Source organism: Paraburkholderia sp. SIMBA_030 (genome assembly GCF_046535245.1).
GTDB lineage: Bacteria > Pseudomonadota > Gammaproteobacteria > Burkholderiales > Burkholderiaceae > Paraburkholderia.
Map to the genome: position 1 here is coordinate 249,837 of NZ_JAWRXB010000013.1, position 15,983 is coordinate 265,819.

At 61.9% G+C, this 15,983-nt stretch carries 13 protein-coding genes and 1 pseudogene; 9 read left to right on the forward strand and 5 right to left on the reverse strand.

Going from position 1 to position 15,983, the window contains the following annotated elements:
* Positions 1-26: 26 nt before the first annotated feature.
* Both pcaQ and SB772_RS23410 read left to right on the forward strand, forming a co-directional pair.
* On the forward strand, positions 27-1,016 hold the full coding sequence (pcaQ, locus tag SB772_RS23405) for a pca operon transcription factor PcaQ (protein ID WP_410835575.1): 990 nt from the start codon (positions 27-29) through the stop codon (positions 1,014-1,016).
* Positions 1,017-1,240: 224 nt separating this feature from the next.
* The gene (locus tag SB772_RS23410) at positions 1,241-2,374 is read left to right on the forward strand and encodes a 4-hydroxyphenylpyruvate dioxygenase family protein (protein WP_410835576.1); all 1,134 of its coding nucleotides are present in this window, start codon (positions 1,241-1,243) and stop codon (positions 2,372-2,374) included.
* On the opposite strand, the gene SB772_RS23415 is transcribed toward SB772_RS23410, so the two are convergent.
* Complete coding sequence (locus SB772_RS23415) at positions 2,371-3,303, reverse strand: LysR substrate-binding domain-containing protein (protein WP_410835577.1); 933 nt, start codon at positions 3,301-3,303, stop codon at positions 2,371-2,373. The genes SB772_RS23410 and SB772_RS23415 overlap by 4 nt on opposite strands.
* Before the next feature lie 169 nt (positions 3,304-3,472).
* Here SB772_RS23415 and SB772_RS23420 point away from each other — a divergent pair, with 169 nt between their 5' ends.
* Entirely contained in the window at positions 3,473-4,510 is a 1,038-nt protein-coding gene (locus tag SB772_RS23420; RefSeq protein WP_410835578.1) for a DUF1338 domain-containing protein, read from the forward strand.
* Positions 4,511-4,557: 47 nt separating this feature from the next.
* Positions 4,558-7,554: an FAD-linked oxidase C-terminal domain-containing protein gene (locus SB772_RS23425; RefSeq protein ID WP_410835579.1), complete on the forward strand. Its 2,997-nt coding sequence runs from the start codon at positions 4,558-4,560 to the stop codon at positions 7,552-7,554.
* A gap of 31 nt (positions 7,555-7,585) precedes the next feature.
* On the opposite strand, the gene SB772_RS23430 is transcribed toward SB772_RS23425, so the two are convergent.
* Complete coding sequence (locus SB772_RS23430) at positions 7,586-8,215, reverse strand: helix-turn-helix domain-containing protein (RefSeq protein ID WP_410835580.1); 630 nt, start codon at positions 8,213-8,215, stop codon at positions 7,586-7,588.
* Positions 8,216-8,589: 374 nt separating this feature from the next.
* Between SB772_RS23430 and SB772_RS23435 the strand changes: the two genes are divergently transcribed.
* On the forward strand, positions 8,590-9,798 hold the full coding sequence (locus tag SB772_RS23435; RefSeq protein WP_410835581.1) for a sialidase family protein: 1,209 nt from the start codon (positions 8,590-8,592) through the stop codon (positions 9,796-9,798).
* Positions 9,799-9,902: 104 nt separating this feature from the next.
* Positions 9,903-10,430 carry a hypothetical protein gene (locus SB772_RS23440; RefSeq protein ID WP_410835582.1) on the forward strand — a complete coding sequence of 176 codons (528 nt, stop codon included), beginning with the start codon at positions 9,903-9,905 and terminating at the stop codon, positions 10,428-10,430.
* Positions 10,431-10,529: 99 nt separating this feature from the next.
* On the opposite strand, the gene SB772_RS23445 is transcribed toward SB772_RS23440, so the two are convergent.
* Together SB772_RS23445 and SB772_RS23450 are read right to left on the reverse strand one after the other, a co-directional pair.
* Positions 10,530-10,730, reverse strand: coding sequence for a DUF2905 domain-containing protein (locus SB772_RS23445; protein WP_410835583.1), 201 nt, complete (start codon positions 10,728-10,730; stop codon positions 10,530-10,532).
* A 12-nt stretch (positions 10,731-10,742) separates the two neighbouring features.
* Positions 10,743-11,765 carry an SGNH/GDSL hydrolase family protein gene (locus SB772_RS23450; RefSeq protein ID WP_410835584.1) on the reverse strand — a complete coding sequence of 341 codons (1,023 nt, stop codon included), beginning with the start codon at positions 11,763-11,765 and terminating at the stop codon, positions 10,743-10,745.
* Between the two features lie 312 nt (positions 11,766-12,077).
* On the opposite strand from SB772_RS23450, the pseudogene SB772_RS23455 reads away from it, so the two are divergent.
* Positions 12,078-12,167 (forward strand): annotated as a pseudogene (locus tag SB772_RS23455) (DUF2322 domain-containing protein); the annotation flags it as partial.
* A gap of 56 nt (positions 12,168-12,223) precedes the next feature.
* Here the strand turns inward: SB772_RS23455 and SB772_RS23460 are convergent.
* Positions 12,224-12,613, reverse strand: a complete 390-nt coding sequence (locus tag SB772_RS23460) for a hypothetical protein (protein WP_410835585.1) — start codon at positions 12,611-12,613, stop codon at positions 12,224-12,226.
* A gap of 464 nt (positions 12,614-13,077) precedes the next feature.
* On the opposite strand from SB772_RS23460, the gene oxlT reads away from it, so the two are divergent.
* Both oxlT and SB772_RS23470 read left to right on the forward strand, forming a co-directional pair.
* Complete coding sequence (gene oxlT, locus SB772_RS23465) at positions 13,078-14,412, forward strand: oxalate/formate MFS antiporter (protein WP_410835586.1); 1,335 nt, start codon at positions 13,078-13,080, stop codon at positions 14,410-14,412.
* 322 nt (positions 14,413-14,734) lie between these two features.
* Positions 14,735-15,451, forward strand: coding sequence for a GntR family transcriptional regulator (locus SB772_RS23470; protein ID WP_410835587.1), 717 nt, complete (start codon positions 14,735-14,737; stop codon positions 15,449-15,451).
* Positions 15,452-15,983: the final 532 nt, after the last annotated feature.

A 15,983-nucleotide genomic window follows, 5' to 3' on the forward strand; every position in this document is an offset into this window, starting at 1 on the left:
TCGCCCATTTCGTATAACCTCTCGTTATGCAACGCAGCCTAGCGGACAGCCGCGTCAAATTCCGTCATCTCCAGTGCTTCCTGGCCGTCGCGCAGTTCGGCGGCGTGCAGCGGGCCGCCGAAAGCTTGTCGATCACACAGCCTGCTGTCTCCAAGACGGTCGCCGAACTGGAAGCGATACTCGGCGTGAAGCTGTTCGAGCGCGGCCGCCACGGCGCTGTGACAACCCGCGAGGGACAGCTCTTCATGCCGCATGCGAGCGCCTGCGTCAGTGCGTTGCGGCAGGGCGTCGACTTGCTGGCGCGCGCGGAAGGCGCCGCTGCGGCCACGCTGGAAATCGGCATCCTGCCGACCGTCGCGGTTGCGCTGATGCCGCCGGTGCTCAAGCTTTTCGCCGTGCAGTGGCCGCGCGTGATCGTGCGTCTCGCGACTGGCGCCAACCACGAATTGCTCGAGCGTCTCAAAGCCGGCGCGATCGAATTTGCGATTGGACGTCTGGCGGATCCGGAACGGATGGTCGGGCTCAGCTTCGAACAGCTGTTCAGCGAGCCGTTGATCGCGGTGGTGCGCGCCGGGCACCCGTTGGCGGCGAGGGCCGGCTTGCCGGCCACTTCGCTGGAAAATTTTCCGGTGGTGCTGCCGCCGTTCGGCACGTTGATCCGGCAATCGGCTGAGAGCCTGCTGAGTGCGTGGGGCGTGCCGCCGTTGTCGGCGTTTGTGGAGGTGCTGTCGGTGTCCACGGGGCGCGCGTTGACGCTCGAGAACGACGCGGTGTGGTTCGTGCCGCTGAGCGCGGTCGAATACGAACTGGCGCACGGCATGCTGGTGCGTTTGCCCTTGCCGTTCGCCGGTACCGACGAGCCGGTCGGACTGATTCGGCGCTCGGACACGCAGCCGTCGCCGGTGGGCCGGGCGCTGATCGACGCGATGCGCGAAGTTGCGCGCCGGCGCATGGCTGCCGCTGCGGACAAGGCCGGCGGCAAGCCTGCGCCCAGGCGCAGCCGCAAGGCGCGTTGAAATGCGCCGCGATCGTTCCGGCACGATTCCGGCATGAACCATCCAGTACAAAATGCAGGTTGCGAACGCCCCGCCACACGGTGTACAAACACGGTGCGAAAGCTGTTGCTGGCCGCGTTGTTGCGGCACACCACGAGCGTGCTGTGACGTTGCGAGCGTGTGACGGCTGGCAGCCCGCACTGAACATCTGCAAAAGCGTCGAAAGACTGTACAAGGAGAATGCCATGCCCAGCGACTTGCCCACCCCGGAGGCCGCGCTGCGCGCCGTATCGGTTCCTGAGCACAATCCGCTCGGCACTGCCGGCCTTGAATTCGTGGAGTTCGCCGCGCGCGAGCCGCAGGTGCTCAGCGAGACGTTCGCCCAACTCGGCTTCAAGGCGATTGCGCGCCATATCAGCAAGGACGTCACGCTATATCGCCAGGGCGAGATGCATTTTCTGCTCAACGCCGAGCCGGACTCGTTCGCCGCGCGCTACGCCGAAGAATACGGCGTGGGCATTTGCGCGATCGGCATCCGGGTGGCGGATGCGCAGCGCGCCTTCGATCGCGCGATCGAACTCGGCGCATGGGCCTTCGAAGGCGAGAAGATCGGCGCGGGCGAACTGCTGATCCCGGCGATTCAGGGCATCGGCGACTCGCACATCTATTTCGTCGACCGTTGGCGCGGCCGTGGCGGCCAGCGCGGCGGCCTCGGCGACATCTCGATCTTCGACATCGACTTCCGGCCGATCGAGATCGACACCGCACAAGCCGACCTGAGCCATGCGGGCACCGGTCTCGTCGCGGTCGATCATCTGACGCAAACGGTCGGCGCGGGCCGGATGCAGGAATGGCTCGACTTCTATCGCGATCTGCTCAATTTCCGCGAGATTCACGAACTGCACGCGAACTGGCATGTGTCGGCGGAATCGCGCGTGATGGTGTCGCCGTGCGGTGCGATCCGCATTCCGCTGTATGAGGAAGGCGCACGCCGCACGAATCTGATGCACGAGTATCTGCCGGATCATCCGGGCGAGGGCGTGCAGCACATTGCGCTCGCCACCGACGACATCTTCGCGTGCGTCGAGCAATTGCTGGCGAACGGCGTCGAATTCGTCGAGCCGCCGCCGCGTTACTACGAGCAACTGGATGCGCGCCTGCCGGGCCACGGGCTCGACGTCGAACGGCTCAAGCGCACCCACGTTCTGGTGGACGGCGAGATCGGCGCAGACGGCGTACCGTTACTGTTTTTCCAGACGTTTGTGCGGCGCCGCGCAGGGGAAATTTTCTTCGAGATCGTGCAGCGGCAAGGTCACCACGGTTTCGGCGAAGGCAATCTGAGCGCGTTGGCGCAAGCGCGCGAGGCGACCGGCGCTTAATCGGTTTCGCTGTCGCCGGCCAGTTCAGGATTGACCGCGTTATACGCCGCCGCTTCCCGCAGCAGCCACTCGCGAAAGCTGGCGAGCGGCTTGCCATGGCTCAATTCGGTTGGATAGACGAGGTAATACGCCGAGTCCGCGAGCGCCGGTGCGTCGAGCGGCATCACGAGTCCGAGATGATCGAGCTGCGCGTCGACAAAAAAGCGTGGCACCAGCGCGATGCCGAGGCCGGCCGCCGCGGCGCTGATCAGCATCGTATGCAGTTCGTAGCGAACCCCTTGCATGGTCCGGTTGTCTTCAACGCCCAGGCTGGCGAACCACGACGCCCAGCCGTCGGGCCGGGTGGTGGAGTGCAGCAGCGGGTAGTCGAGCAGTTCGGCGGCTGACTCGACCGGCTGCGTCAGCAGACTCGCGGCACACACCGGCACCACTTCCTCGCGAAACAGAAAATCCGCCGACGTGCCCGGCCATGTCGGTTTGCCGTAGTGAATCGCCGCTTCGAAATGCGTGTCGGCGAATGGGAAGGTGCCGGTGCGCACGCCCATGTTGACCCGCACGTCGGGATACTGCGCGTTGAACTCCGCCAGCCGCGGAATCAGCCATTGCGACGCGAACGTCGGCAGCACCGCCAGTTCCAGATAACCGCCGCCGCTGCCGTGCGCGATGATCGACAGCGTGTCGCGGTCGAGTTGTTCCAGCGAGCGCCGCACCTGCGCGCTATAAACCTTGCCCGCCTTCGTCAGCACGACCCGCTGCCTGGCGCGCACGAACAGCCGCACGCCGAGATTGCTCTCCAGCGTATTGATTTGCCGGGACACCGCGCTTTCGGTGAGGAACAACTCGCGCGCCGCATGCGTGAAGCTCTGGTGCCGCGCGGCGGCCTCGAAAGCGAGCAGCGCGCCCATGTTGGGGATCTTGAACTTTCGCACGTTAATTCCAAAAGCGCATCAAGTAGCGATTTTATCTCGCTTTACGGCGTTCTCGCGAATTTGAATAATCTCGCCTTCAACGATGCCGCGCTTGCGCCTTGAAGCCACGCCAGCAAGCCCCTCGAATGAAACGAGCGAATCCGCGCCAACGCGTCACCCGGGAACCGATATGCGAAACATCAAGAATGCGAATGTCGAACAATTGCTGCTGAAACTGCTCGGCGCCGACAGGACGGCGACGCTGTTCGCTGCGTTGAACCACCCGGTGGTTTTGAACGAATGGGAAGACGGCGTCGTGACGCGCGCCGAACTCGCCCAGGCAATGAACATGGCGTTGTTCGAAGACCTGCTGATGCGCTCCGCCAACGGCCGCCAATACACGCAGGAGACGATCGCCGCCGGCGGCAGCGTGTACTTCGACCACGGCGCGCTACGCACGGTGCGCTGGCAGCACAGCGGTGCGTTACCGCCGGGTGAAGCCGCGTTCGCCCGCATCCTGCGTCCGCTCGGCTTCAGCATCAACGGTCGCTATCCACTCGACCGTCTCGGCATGACCGGCCGCGCGTGGGCCCATGACGACGCGCCCGACGAGATCGCGCAATTCTTCGTCAGCGAATTGCATCCCGAGCGTTTTTCGGCGGAATTCCAGCAGGCGGTGACGAATGTGATCGGCGCGTCGTGCGATCCGTTGACGCCGCAAGCCGCCGCTCAGTTGTGGGAGCTCGAACGCGAAGGCGTGCTGCCGCTCGACGCGGCGCATGCGTTGCTGCCGGTGATCGTCGGCGCATTTGCGCGCCAGCACGAGACGCCACGCGAAGCCGATTACGACGTATTGTTGAAGGAATCGGCGGAAATGGCGTGGATCGCGACCGAAGGCAATGCGTTCAATCACGCCACCGACCGCGTCGCCGACGTGTTCAAACTCTCCGACGACGAAAAGGCGAAGGGTCGTCCGATGAAGCTGGAAGTCGAGCGTTCGCGTTCGGGGCGCGTGTTTCAGACCGCCTATCGCGCGGACATCGTGCGGCGCGAATTCCGCGCGGCCGATGGCAGCATGGTGACGCGCGAGGTACCGGGTTCGTTCTACGAGTTCATCACGCGTAAGCGGACCTTCGATCAGGACGCACGCCGCTGGGAAACGGACCTGCGTTTCGATGCGGGCAACGCACAGGGCATCTTCAAGATGACCGCTAGCCAGGCTGCGTGAGTGCAGGGCGGCAGGGCGAGCGTTGGGCGCGAGACATGAGAGACGCGGTGGGAACATCAATCGATGAAGAGCAAGGCGTGAACGTCATGGACGATGCAGCGCGTCACGCGGCGCAAGCGGAACCGGTCGCGCGGCCTTTTAAAGGCACTGCCGCCGTCATGCAGGCGCTTGAAGCCGATCTGCGCCGCCACGTGCGTGGCGAAGTGCGCTTCGACGCAGGCTCGAAAGCCTTGTATGCGTCGGATGCGTCGAACTATCGGCAAGTCCCGCTCGCCGTCGTGGTGCCCGCCGACGTCGACGATCTGCTGGAGACAGTCGCCGCATGCCGCCGCAACGACGTGCCGTTCCTCGCGCGCGGCGGCGGCACCTCGCAGAACGGCCAATGCGTGAACGTCGCGGTGGTCGCCGATGCGAGCAAATACGTGAATCGCGTGGTGTCGGTGGATCCGGCGGCGCGCGTGGCCGTCGTCGAACCGGGCGTGGTTTGCGACACCTTGCGTGACGCCGCCGAGCAACACGGTCTCACGTTCGCGCCCGATCCGGCCACGCACAGCCGCTGCACGCTCGGCGGCATGATCGCCAACAACTCGTGCGGCGCGCATTCGGTGATGGCCGGCAAGACGGTCGAAAACGTCGAGGCGCTGGAAATTGCGACCTTCGACGGCGCGCGTTTCTGGGCCGGCCCGACCCCGGACGATGAATTCGCGCGCATCATCGCGGCGGGCGGCCGCCGGGGCGAAATCTACGCCGCCCTCAAGCAACTGCGCGACACCTACGCCGATCTGATTCGCGCGAAATTCCCGCAAATCAGGCGGCGCGTGTCGGGCTTCAATCTCGATCAACTGCTGCCGGAAAACGGCTTCAACGTCGCGCGTGCGCTGGTCGGCACCGAGGGCACCTGCGCCGTGACCTTGCAGGCGAAAGTGCGGCTCGTGAAGAGTCCGGCGAAACGCGTGATCATCGTGGTTGGTTTCACCGACATCTACACCGCCGCCGACGCCGTGCCGCATTTCATGCGCTGTTCGCCGATCGCGATCGAAGGACTCGACCGCGCGATCATCCGCGGTCTGCAGGCGCGCGCTTTGAAGAAGGACGAGATCGCGTTGCTGCCGGCAGGCGACGCGTGGGTCGTGCTCGAATTCGGTGCGGACACGCAGGAGGACGCCGTGCGTCGGGCGCAAGCGGCGGCGGACTATTTCGCATCCGGCGAGGCAGGGCCGAACGTGTCGGCGATGCTCGTCGAGGACCGCGCGTTGCAGGCGAAGGTGTGGTCGATCCGCGAAATGGGGGCATCGGCGGTGGCGTTGTCGGTCGATCCGGGCACGCCCGATCCGGTGGTCGGTTGGGAGGATGCGGCGGTCGATCCGCTGCGCCTCGGCGATTATCTGCGCGCGTTCCAGGCGCTGGTGGATCGCTATGGCTATGAGACGAGCCTGTACGGCCATTTCGGCGACGGTTGCGTGCATGCACGCATTACCTTCGATTTGCGCAGCGCGGAAGGCGTCGCGACGTGGCGCAAGTTTCTGCGCGAAGCGGCGGAGCTGGTGGTCGAATTCGGCGGCTCGTTATCGGGCGAACATGGCGATGGCCAGGCCAAGGCCGAGTTCCTGCCGATCATGTTCGGCCCCGAACTGATGCAGGCGATGGAGCAGTTCAAGGCGATCTGGGACCCGGCCAACCGCCTGAATCCGGGCAAGGTCGTGCATGCATATCGCGCCGACGAAAACCTGCGCGTAGGTCCCACCTATAAGCCGGTGACCTTGCAAACGAAACTGACGTTCGCCAGTCAGGAGGGCGACGGTTTCCAACGCGCGATCGAGCGCTGCATCGGCATGGGCAAGTGCCGTTCGCTCGAAGGCGGCACGATGTGCCCGAGCTATCGCGCAACTCGTGAAGAGAAATATTCGACGCGTGGCCGCGCGCATCTGTTCTGGGAAATGTTGCAAGGCGACGTGATCGCCGACGGCTGGCAAAGCCGCGAAGTGAAAGAAGCGCTCGATACGTGTCTTGCCTGCAAGGGCTGCAAATCCGATTGTCCGACGCATACGGATATGGCTTCGTACAAGGCGGAATTTCTTTCGCATTACTATGAGACGAATCGTCGACCGCGTCAGGCGTTATTCATGGGACGGATCGGCGAATGGGCACCGTGGGCGGCGCGTTTTCCGCGTTTGATGAACTTCATGACGTCGGCACCGGGCTTGGCTTCAGTGGGCAAGTGGGTCGCGGGTGTGGCGCAAGTGCGTGAATTGCCGAAGTTCGCGCCGCAAACGTATCGGCAGCTCGCGCACCGCCTGCCACAGAATGAGCGTGCCGCTCGCGACCGCGAAGAAGCGAAGAAAGTCATTCTGTGGGTCGATACGTTCAACGATCATTTCACGCCCGACGTCGCGCAAGCCGCTGCTGACGTACTGACGCAAATGGGCTGGCACGTCGTGCTGCCGAAGAAACGGTTGTGCTGCGGGCGTCCCTTGTATGACTTCGGCCTTCTCGAACGCGCGCGCGAATTGCTGACGAACATTCTCGACGATCTCGCCGACGATATCGCCGCCGGTGTGCCGCTGGTCGGTCTCGAACCGGGTTGCCTGTCGGTGTTGAAAGACGAATTGCTCAAGCAGCTCCCCGATCACGCGCTGGCCAAACAGCTGTCGGCGCAGACTTTTCTATTCTCCGATTTCGTCGCGCGCCAGCCGTTCGATTGGCCGACGCTCGAAGCGGACGTGGTCGTGCATGGGCATTGTCATCAAAAGGCGTTGTTCGGCATGCAAGGCGACACCGCGCTGCTGACGAAGCTCGGCGTCAAATGGACATTGCTCGATACGGGATGTTGCGGCATGGCGGGATCGTTCGGCTTTAACGCCGAGCATCATGCGCTGTCGGAGAAGATCGGTGAGGACAAGCTGTTTCCTTTAGTGCGTGGTGCATCGAAAGAAACGATCGTGTTGACCAACGGTTTTAGTTGCCGCGAACAGATCGAACATGGCACTGGACGTCATGCGCTGCATATTGCGCAACTGGCGCAGCGGGCGTTGGCGGCGCGTTGAAACACGTTAAAGCGCCGCTCATGCGCGAGCTTTATTTTTTCGGCGACTCAGCAGGCGGTACTTGCGGGATGTCCGCGCTGGTCGCCATCCACAACACTTCGGCGTCTTCGTCGCTAGTGGACACCGCGGCGTGCCCGGTGCGGCTGTCGAAGTAGAGGCTGTCGCCGGCGTTCAGATGCGTCGGCGCGTACAACTCGGAATAGAGGCACACGCTGCCGCTGATCACGTACAGGAATTCTTCGCCTTCGTGACGGCCCCAGTCGTCGAACGCGTCGAGCGTGTGCGCGGAGATGCGGATGCGGAACGGCAGCATCGCTTTGTGCGCGAGGTCGGTGGCGAGCAGTTCCATCTGGTAGCCGCGGTAGGCGTGACGTTGGCCCGCGTCTTTGCGGGTCAGCGCGCGACGGCCGCTGGCGCTGACCTTCGGTGTGGAGCCGAACAGCTCGCCGATTTCGATCTTCAAACCGAGGACGATTTTCTGCAATACGTCGAACGTGGGGGACATCAGGCCGTTTTCGATTTTTGACAGCGTCGAACGCGACACGCCGCAGAGGCGGCTTGCGGTCTCCAGCGTCAAGTCCTGCGCCTGGCGCGCGGCGCGGACGCGCCGGCCGAGGTCGGTCGTGGATTGCTCAGGCGGTTTGGTGAGATGGGTATCCATGGGGCGTGGCTCAAATGCGCGCTTTTAGAGGCGTTCGGTGTTTCCGATCATAACATTTGAGGTAGATGGGAGAGATCGATGGGCGCGGTGGCGGATTGCTGGCAGGTTTGAGACTCGTGATTTGATCGTTCGCGCGCCGCTGGGATGGTCATGAAGCGTGTGCAAAGTTGGTGCATGTTACGTGTCGAGCGATCTTTCTTATCGGAAACGTTGTTCCCGGGGCGCCATGCTTCTGCAAGCGCATACATGCTCTGACAGCCCATCTGCAAGCCCTATACCACGTCAATAGGGATCGGAACGCCGCGTGACGAACTGGCATCCGTAACGAATTTTTCACACCAATGCGGTTATCGCGGCCTAGTGTGTTTCTGTAGATGTTCTTCTTCTCGCTGGTGTTGGACCCCATGCAGCCAACGACACCGTTTGGCGCACGAAATAGCGGGATGCTGGTCAGCCGCTCCGTCGACCACGGCGCGACGTGGCAATCTCCGGTTACGCTGATCCGCAGCAACTCGCCGCACGTGCTAAATGACAAGAACTCGCTCACCGCCGATCCGACCGCGAACGGTTACGTCTATGCGGTGTGGGACCAACTGAGCGTTTTCCCGCAAACCAAAGACGCCGCTCAGTTGCTCGCGGAAAACGATGGTGTCCTGATCGCGCGCAAATTGCATAACGCTGCAGCGGGCGCTGCCCCGGTTTTCAAGTTTAATTTCACCGGCCCGAGCTTCTTCTCGCGATCCATCGACAATGGCGTGACCTGGAGCACGGCCGCCCCGATCTACCAGCCGGGCACGAACGCACAGACGATCGACAACATCGTGCGGGTGTTGCGTGATGGGACCCTGCTCGATTTCTTCACCGCGATCAATGTCACGAAGGCGGGTGGCGTTGACATCGGCTACATAAAGTCCGCGGATAAGGGCGGGAGCTGGACGGGATCGACATTCGCCAGCGATATTCAGGCGGTCGGCGTGGTCACTCCGGACACCGGCCAGCCGGTACGCGATGCCTCGATTCTCTATAGTGTCACTGTGAACCCCGTCACAGGGGCAATCTATCTCGCCTGGCAGGACGATCGCTTTTTGACGGCCACCTGCACCACGCCCACTGGGTCAACCCCGATCGACGGGATCGCTTTCAGCGAGTCGGATGACGGCGGGGCCACCTGGTCGACGCCGGTGATGATCAACAAGACGCCGGCGAATGCCGCGAACCCGTGCCGGCAGCAGGCTTTCATTCCCGCGGTGGTGGCATCGGGCGACGGCAAGACGATCGTGGTGACCTACTACGACTTCCGTAACGACACGAACACACCTGCCCGTTTCGAGGGCACCGACTATTTCGCGCTCTTCTGCTCTACCTCCACCCCGTGCACGAACTCCGCCAACTGGGGCAATGAGCAGCAACTGACCACAGCCTCGTTCAACATACTTAACGCTCCGGTGGCAGGTGGCCATTTCCTCGGCGATTACATGGGCCTCGCTGCTAGCGGGCTCACGACCGCATACCCCGTATTCGGCATAGCCACGAGTCCCAACGTGACGGCCGAATTCACCCGCAAAATCTCAGGATTGCAGTGAGCGCAAACGGCGGCTACTGGAGGTCGCCGCCGCACGTTTTTTGCAGGTTCTCCTAAAATGGCTAGCGAGAGCGGTGCAAATCTGCCGCGCTCAAGGAGGTCATCATGGAACTTCACATGCATTCGCACCATTTTGCGCGCCGCATGCCGGACTGGCGCGCAGCGGTGATCGGCGGCTGCGTGGCAGGCGCGGTGTTCCTCGTGCTCGAGCTCCTCGCGATGTGGGCGATGGGGCAGAGCCCATGGGGGCCGCCACGGATGATCGCGGCGATCGTCCTTGGCAGCAATACGCTGGCACAGCCTGCGACGTTCGACGCCGGCATCATGCTGGTGGCGCTGATCGTCCACTTCATGCTGGCGATCGCGTTCGCCGTCATTCTCGCGGTGATCATGGTGCCGTTCAGCCTCGATTCGAGCGTCGGAATGGCGTCGCTCGCCGGCGGGCTGTTCGGCGTGGCCGTGTACCTGGTCAATTTTTACGGCATGACCGCGTTTTTCCCGTGGTTCGCGGAGGCCCGCGGGTGGGTGAGCTTCATCTGCCATATCGTGTTCGGGCTGGTCGCGGCCGATATGTATCTGCGCCTCGAGAGGAAGGAGGCAGAGGCGGGCGGAACGGGCGCGGCGACGGGCTGATGCCTTCCCGCCAGCTAGTCGGCTAGCTAGAACGGCCGCAGATCGCTAGCGTCAATTCGCGCGGCTGTGGCCGTCTTCTTGTGAACAAGCGTCTCGGGCTCATCGCCTGAACAGCCAGATCAGGATCGACAGAACGACCGAAATAACGACGCACGTCACGAGCGGAAAATGGAAGCTGAACCCTGGCCGTACGATGTTGACGTCGCCGGGCAGACGCCCGAGCGGGAGCTGGGACAGCCACCGCCAGCCGAGACCTGCGGCGATGAGGACTATTCCACTGACTATTAGAACGCGTTGCATGGCGATGCATTATTAGTGACCAAGACCGCTCTTGGCGATCTGCTGCTCCACGAACTGGGCGAACAGTGCATGCAGATGCGTCGTCGGATGAAGGTCGTCGGCGAACATGTACGTCTGATCGGCATGGGCCGTCACGTAGGTACTCGGCGAGCACAGCAGTGCTGTCGCATCGGGCGTTTTCGCAGGGTCGCAGGCGACGCCGGTGTTAGATACGGTGAAGCCATTGGCCCGGAAATTCGCGACGATCTGGTTCACCCATGTATAAGAATCGATCTGGATGACCTTGCCTTGCAGGCCATTGGCCTGCAAGGCAGCGTTCAGGCTATCGTTGAAGATTTGCGATAACTGGGTCAGGTTTGCCCCGCCGTCGGGTGAGGCGACGCCTTTGGGCGATAGTCCGACATTCGGGACATTGACCACCACGACATGAGTGGCGCCGTCCTGGACGATCTGTCCGACAACCTGAGCCAGGGCGGTTGCCGCCGCTTGAACGGTCTGCGCCGCGGCCGGCAGCGCCCCGGCGCGAAGCACGTCGTTCGAGCCGACCCAGACCAGCACCAGTTGACTGGAGTTGAAACTCCCGTGGGTCGCCACATAGCTCGAAACCTGCTGATTGAAGGGCATTTCGATGTTGCCAATCAGGTCGGCAAGAAAATCGTACAGGGTTGCCGGCGTTGCCACCGTGGCGCCGCCCTCCGCATAGCCGAGGCCGCTTTGCGCACTCAGTTTATGAGTGGCGTCGATCGTAAACGCCGCGCTTAGCGTATCGCCGTAGTATTGCGCGACATCCTGGGTCCACACTTGCCCTGGGTTGGTCGTGAAACGCCCCCCGCCTAGCGCGCTGGCGATCGGCGCATAGGTTCCGACGTCCGACAGGCTGTCGCCGAACGAGACAACTTGCAGATGAATGCCGCCCGTCGGGTTGGCCGCGCCACTGCCGCTATTCGAGCCGTCTCCATGCCCGCCGCATGATGTAAGCAGTGCAATTACCACGGCAAGAATTGCAACACATACCCTGTCGTTGATTCCTTGCATAGCGCCTCCTCCGCTGGTCGGCAGGGCAGCTGCGCTCATGTGGCGGGCTTACCGCCGACCCGCAAATCGTTCTTGCGAAAAGCACTTTTGTTAAGCAAAAAGGATGCGCTATCGATCAGGTGACGGAGAGCGTCCTTAACTGAGCCGACTGCGATTCAGATGACCGAGATGTGACATTGCGTAGGATCGCGCGTCGTTCGCCGCAATGCGACGCACCGGCTACGGATCACATAGCGATCGACGGTGATTGGGAGAAGAAACCGATGGCCGAAGTCGCGCAGGCGTTCGACAATGCGCTGATGAAGTATGGGCCGTCCGGGTGCGCACCCGAACGTCGACCGCCTGCTCGGGATTGCGGCCGGAGGGGAAGCGTTGCACATCGACGTCGTTGCAGCAGCCTGAGCGCGCTTCCGTTGCGCGACGCGACGCGTGTCGCTTGACACAGGTTCGCCCCGCGTCTAAACACCCGCCAGCGCCGGCAACTCCATGTCGTACGACGCATGCTCGCGCCGGCTGCTCATCTGTGGCTGAGGTGCCACGTGGCTCAGATGCGGTGTGCTTTCGACGCGCACCGGCAAGCACGCCGGATAGCGTGCGTTCTTCTTCTCGAGAATGGCCCGGCTCAGAAACTCGGCGCTATACGCGTTCAGCAAATGCGCATGGTGCGTTTCGATGTACGCGGTGATCCGCGCCTCTTCGCCGTCGATCGTGGCCAGCGATGCCAGCGTGCGCGCATCCCAACGGAAGCGCAGGCCGAGTTCGTCGAAAGCGGTGTTATAGGCACACAGTTGCGCCTGGACTTCCGCATCTTGCGTGCTGTCGTAAGTGTCGAATCGGGAGGGGTTCATGGTCGTCTCCTTCAGGCAGATGGCATGGACCAAGAATAGGAGCGAGCATAAATAAACAACAGTTAAAGTTATTGTGAATAACGATAGCGTTTTGTTTATGTATGTGCAGCGCCCCGAACTACGAACCGTCTCGAAGACTTTTCAGTTGGCGCACCTTCGCATTTCTCATGAACCCACACTGTGGGATAGCAACCCTATGTATTAGGGATACCTAATGCAAACCATAAAATATTTTAACTTTCGCTGATTACTGTTCTCGCGCAGCATGCCCTTAGACCCGCCGCCCGCGCAACGCCTTTTCTTCATCTGTTGCGCGACTAGCTGGCAAGGGTTTTCGTTAGTGCAATTCCCTCTGGCCGACCAGTGGCGCTTCATTGCCAACATGCAAACCGGCGATAAAGCGATTCGATGACGTAAGTCCAACGTGCCGCTTGAGCGCGACGGAACCTGCAGGAGACGCAGACATGGGATATCCCAACGTAGCCGGGAGTGGTAGTACGGCGTTCAGGCATAACCGCTGGGTGCAACTGGCGATCGGCATCGTGTGCATGGGGCTGATCGCAAACCTGCAATATGCGTGGACGCTGTTCGTCGTACCAATGGACAACGCGCACCATTGGGGACAGGCGGCGATCCAGACCGCGTTCACTATCTTCATCGTCACCGAAACGTGGCTTGTGCCCGTCGAAGGCTGGCTCGTCGACAAGTTCGGGCCGCGCCCGGTTGTGATCGGCGGTTCGCTATGCGCGGCGCTCGGCTGGATCATCGACGCGCATGCGAGCAGCCTCGCCGCGCTATACGTCGCGGCAATCATCGCCGGTATCGGTGCGGGTTGCGTGTACGGCACCTGCGTCGGCATGGCGCTCAAATGGTTTCCGGACAAGCGCGGTCTCGCGGCCGGTTTGACGGCGGCAGGTTTCGGCACAGGCGCGGCCGTCACCGTGATTCCGATCGCCAACATGATCCAGCGTTCGGGCTACGAGCACACGTTCATGTTCTTCGGCATTTTCCAGGGCGTCTGCATTCTGCTGCTCGCCACCATGCTGATACGGCCGAAGCCGCCCACAGCCGCGGTCGCGGCCAAACGCGTGGTCGCAACCAGGATCGACTACACGCCCGGCGAGATGATTCGTTCGCCGCTCTTCTGGGTGCTGTACCTGATGTTCGTGTTCGTCGCGGCCGGCGGCATCATCGCGACCGCGCAGCTTGGGCCGATCGCGAAGGAATTCGGCTTTGCCACGCTGCCGGTGAATCTGATGGGCATTACCCTGCCGCTGTTGACGATGACGCTGTCGATCGACAATCTGTGCAACGGCTTAACGCGTCCCTTGTGCGGTTTTCTGTCGGACCGCATCGGCCGCGAAAACACAATGTTCATGATCTTTCTCGGCGAAGGCGTCGCCCTGCTGGGGCTCATGCAGTTCGGCCACGATCCGTACGCATTCATATTCTTCGCGGCCATCGTGTTCCTGTGCTGGGGTGAGATCTTCTCGATCTTTCCGGCGACCTGCGCGGACACGTTCGGCAGCAAATACGCCGCGGCCAATGCGGGGACGCTCTATACCGCGAAGGGGACCGCGTCGATGCTGGTGCCGATAGCGTCGGTGCTGTCGGCGAACGGCGGGTGGGGCACGGTGTTCATCTCGGCAGCGGTGGTCTCGATCGCGGCAGCCGTGTCCGCGAAATTCGTCCTTGCACCCATGAGAAAGCGTTGGATCGAGAACTCGGGCGCGCCGGCTGGCGTGGTCGTCGCTGAAGCGCGGCTGCAGCCGTCGTCCGGTGGCTCCTCGCCTGAATGAACGACAACGTGAGCGCGTAACTCACGAGCCGAGCCATCCGGGTTCGCCTGCCGCGGCAGCGTAGGCTGCTGCTGCGGCAACCCTGCCTTCGCACCGCGTTCGACGGTGCCGCCGCGACCTGCAGCTTGCTGCAAGGTCGCTTTCTGCGCTTCCCTGGCTAATACGTATAGCGCGTGCGGAACGGCATGCGCCTGTCGGCTAAAACCGGTGGATTACACTCACTGGACTAATCGCCATATGTGATATATGGTATTAGATATATTTAAGTGACTCGCTCGAGCGTTCCTAGCAACGAATCCTCTCAAACTGGGAAGCACTGTCAATGGCTGATATGCAAACCGATGTTCTTCCAGCGGCTCTGCCACTGACGCTCGTGCCGATCAACGCGACTGCTTCGCTGCGCGACCAGGCCTACGCAAAGTTGAAGCAGGCGATTGCCGAAGCCGACATTTATCGCTCGCACGAAGAGATCCGGCTCGACGAAAAAGAGCTCACAGAAGCGCTCGGCGTCAGCCGCACGCCGGTTCGCGAGGCGATGACGCTGCTCGAGCAGGAAGGGTTTCTGCGCACGGTGCCGCGCCGTGGTATCTACATCCAGCGCAAGACGAAGAAAGAGATCGTCGACATGATCCACATGTGGGCGGCGCTCGAAAGCATGGCGGCGCGTCTCGCGACGCAGCGCGCGTCCGACCGCGAGATCGCGTCGCTCAGGCTCATGTTCGACGACTTCCGTGATACCACGCCGGCCGAGCATATCGAAGAGTATTCGGAAGCGAACATAACGTTTCATCAGTCGATCGTGCAGCTATCGCAATCGCAGATTCTGCTCGGTACGATGAAGAATCTGTTCGTCCATGTCCGCGCGATTCGCAAAATGACGATCTCGCAGAGCGACCGTGCGTCGCGCTCGATTGTCGATCACATGCGCATCATCGAGGCGCTGGAGCGGCGCGACACCGAGTTGGTCGAGAGTCTCGTGCGCCAGCATTCTCTCGAGCTGGCGGCGTTCGTCGAAGCGAACTGCGATTTCCTCGACTGAGCCTGGAATCACCTCCGGCGCGAGATCGAAGCTTCGCCTGGGAGCCGGTCGCCGCACCTTGTAAGCATCGCTAAGCACTGCAACGCGTTGGGCGTTGCAGTGCTTTTTTATCGTCCCTCGTATGGGGCGAGACCTCGACAAGCGCACCGGCCAACTTCCTCCTTCGCGCCCAATGCCTGCAAAACCCGTGGCCAAAAAATGCAGCGCCCGTGCAATTTCGGTTCCTCCGGTGATTTGTGCAGTGCAAACGCTCGCATCTCGCATTGGCCTTTAAATACAAGCCCGTGCAGCCAAGCTGCAATGCAGCAATTCGTCCGTTCGAAAAAAACTCGCTTGACTAATACTGTGTGTGGAATATTGTATATCACGAATCACACAACGCCCCGCCACGGAGGAGAGATGTCATGGCAGAAGCCGACAGCACCACAGTAGACGAGACATTGAAACAACAGGCGACCGAAACGACCGACGGATTCCATCTCGTCATCGATGCGCTGAAACTGAACGACATCCACACCATCTTTGGACTGGT

Excerpts from the sequence above, each read along its gene's own strand:
- SB772_RS23470 (WP_410835587.1), top strand. The coding sequence starts at position 14,735 with ATGGCTGATATGCAAACCGATGTTCTTCCAGCGGCTCTGCCACTGACG.
- SB772_RS23430 (WP_410835580.1), bottom strand. The coding sequence starts at position 8,215 with ATGGATACCCATCTCACCAAACCGCCTGAGCAATCCACGACCGACCTC.
- SB772_RS23460 (WP_410835585.1), bottom strand. The coding sequence starts at position 12,613 with ATGAACCCCTCCCGATTCGACACTTACGACAGCACGCAAGATGCGGAA.
- SB772_RS23435 (WP_410835581.1), top strand. The coding sequence starts at position 8,590 with ATGTTCTTCTTCTCGCTGGTGTTGGACCCCATGCAGCCAACGACACCG.
- SB772_RS23440 (WP_410835582.1), top strand. The coding sequence starts at position 9,903 with ATGGAACTTCACATGCATTCGCACCATTTTGCGCGCCGCATGCCGGAC.
- pcaQ (WP_410835575.1), top strand. The coding sequence starts at position 27 with ATGCAACGCAGCCTAGCGGACAGCCGCGTCAAATTCCGTCATCTCCAG.
- SB772_RS23420 (WP_410835578.1), top strand. The coding sequence starts at position 3,473 with ATGCGAAACATCAAGAATGCGAATGTCGAACAATTGCTGCTGAAACTG.
- SB772_RS23450 (WP_410835584.1), bottom strand. The coding sequence starts at position 11,765 with ATGCAAGGAATCAACGACAGGGTATGTGTTGCAATTCTTGCCGTGGTA.
- SB772_RS23410 (WP_410835576.1), top strand. The coding sequence starts at position 1,241 with ATGCCCAGCGACTTGCCCACCCCGGAGGCCGCGCTGCGCGCCGTATCG.
- SB772_RS23445 (WP_410835583.1), bottom strand. The coding sequence starts at position 10,730 with ATGCAACGCGTTCTAATAGTCAGTGGAATAGTCCTCATCGCCGCAGGT.
- oxlT (WP_410835586.1), top strand. The coding sequence starts at position 13,078 with ATGGGATATCCCAACGTAGCCGGGAGTGGTAGTACGGCGTTCAGGCAT.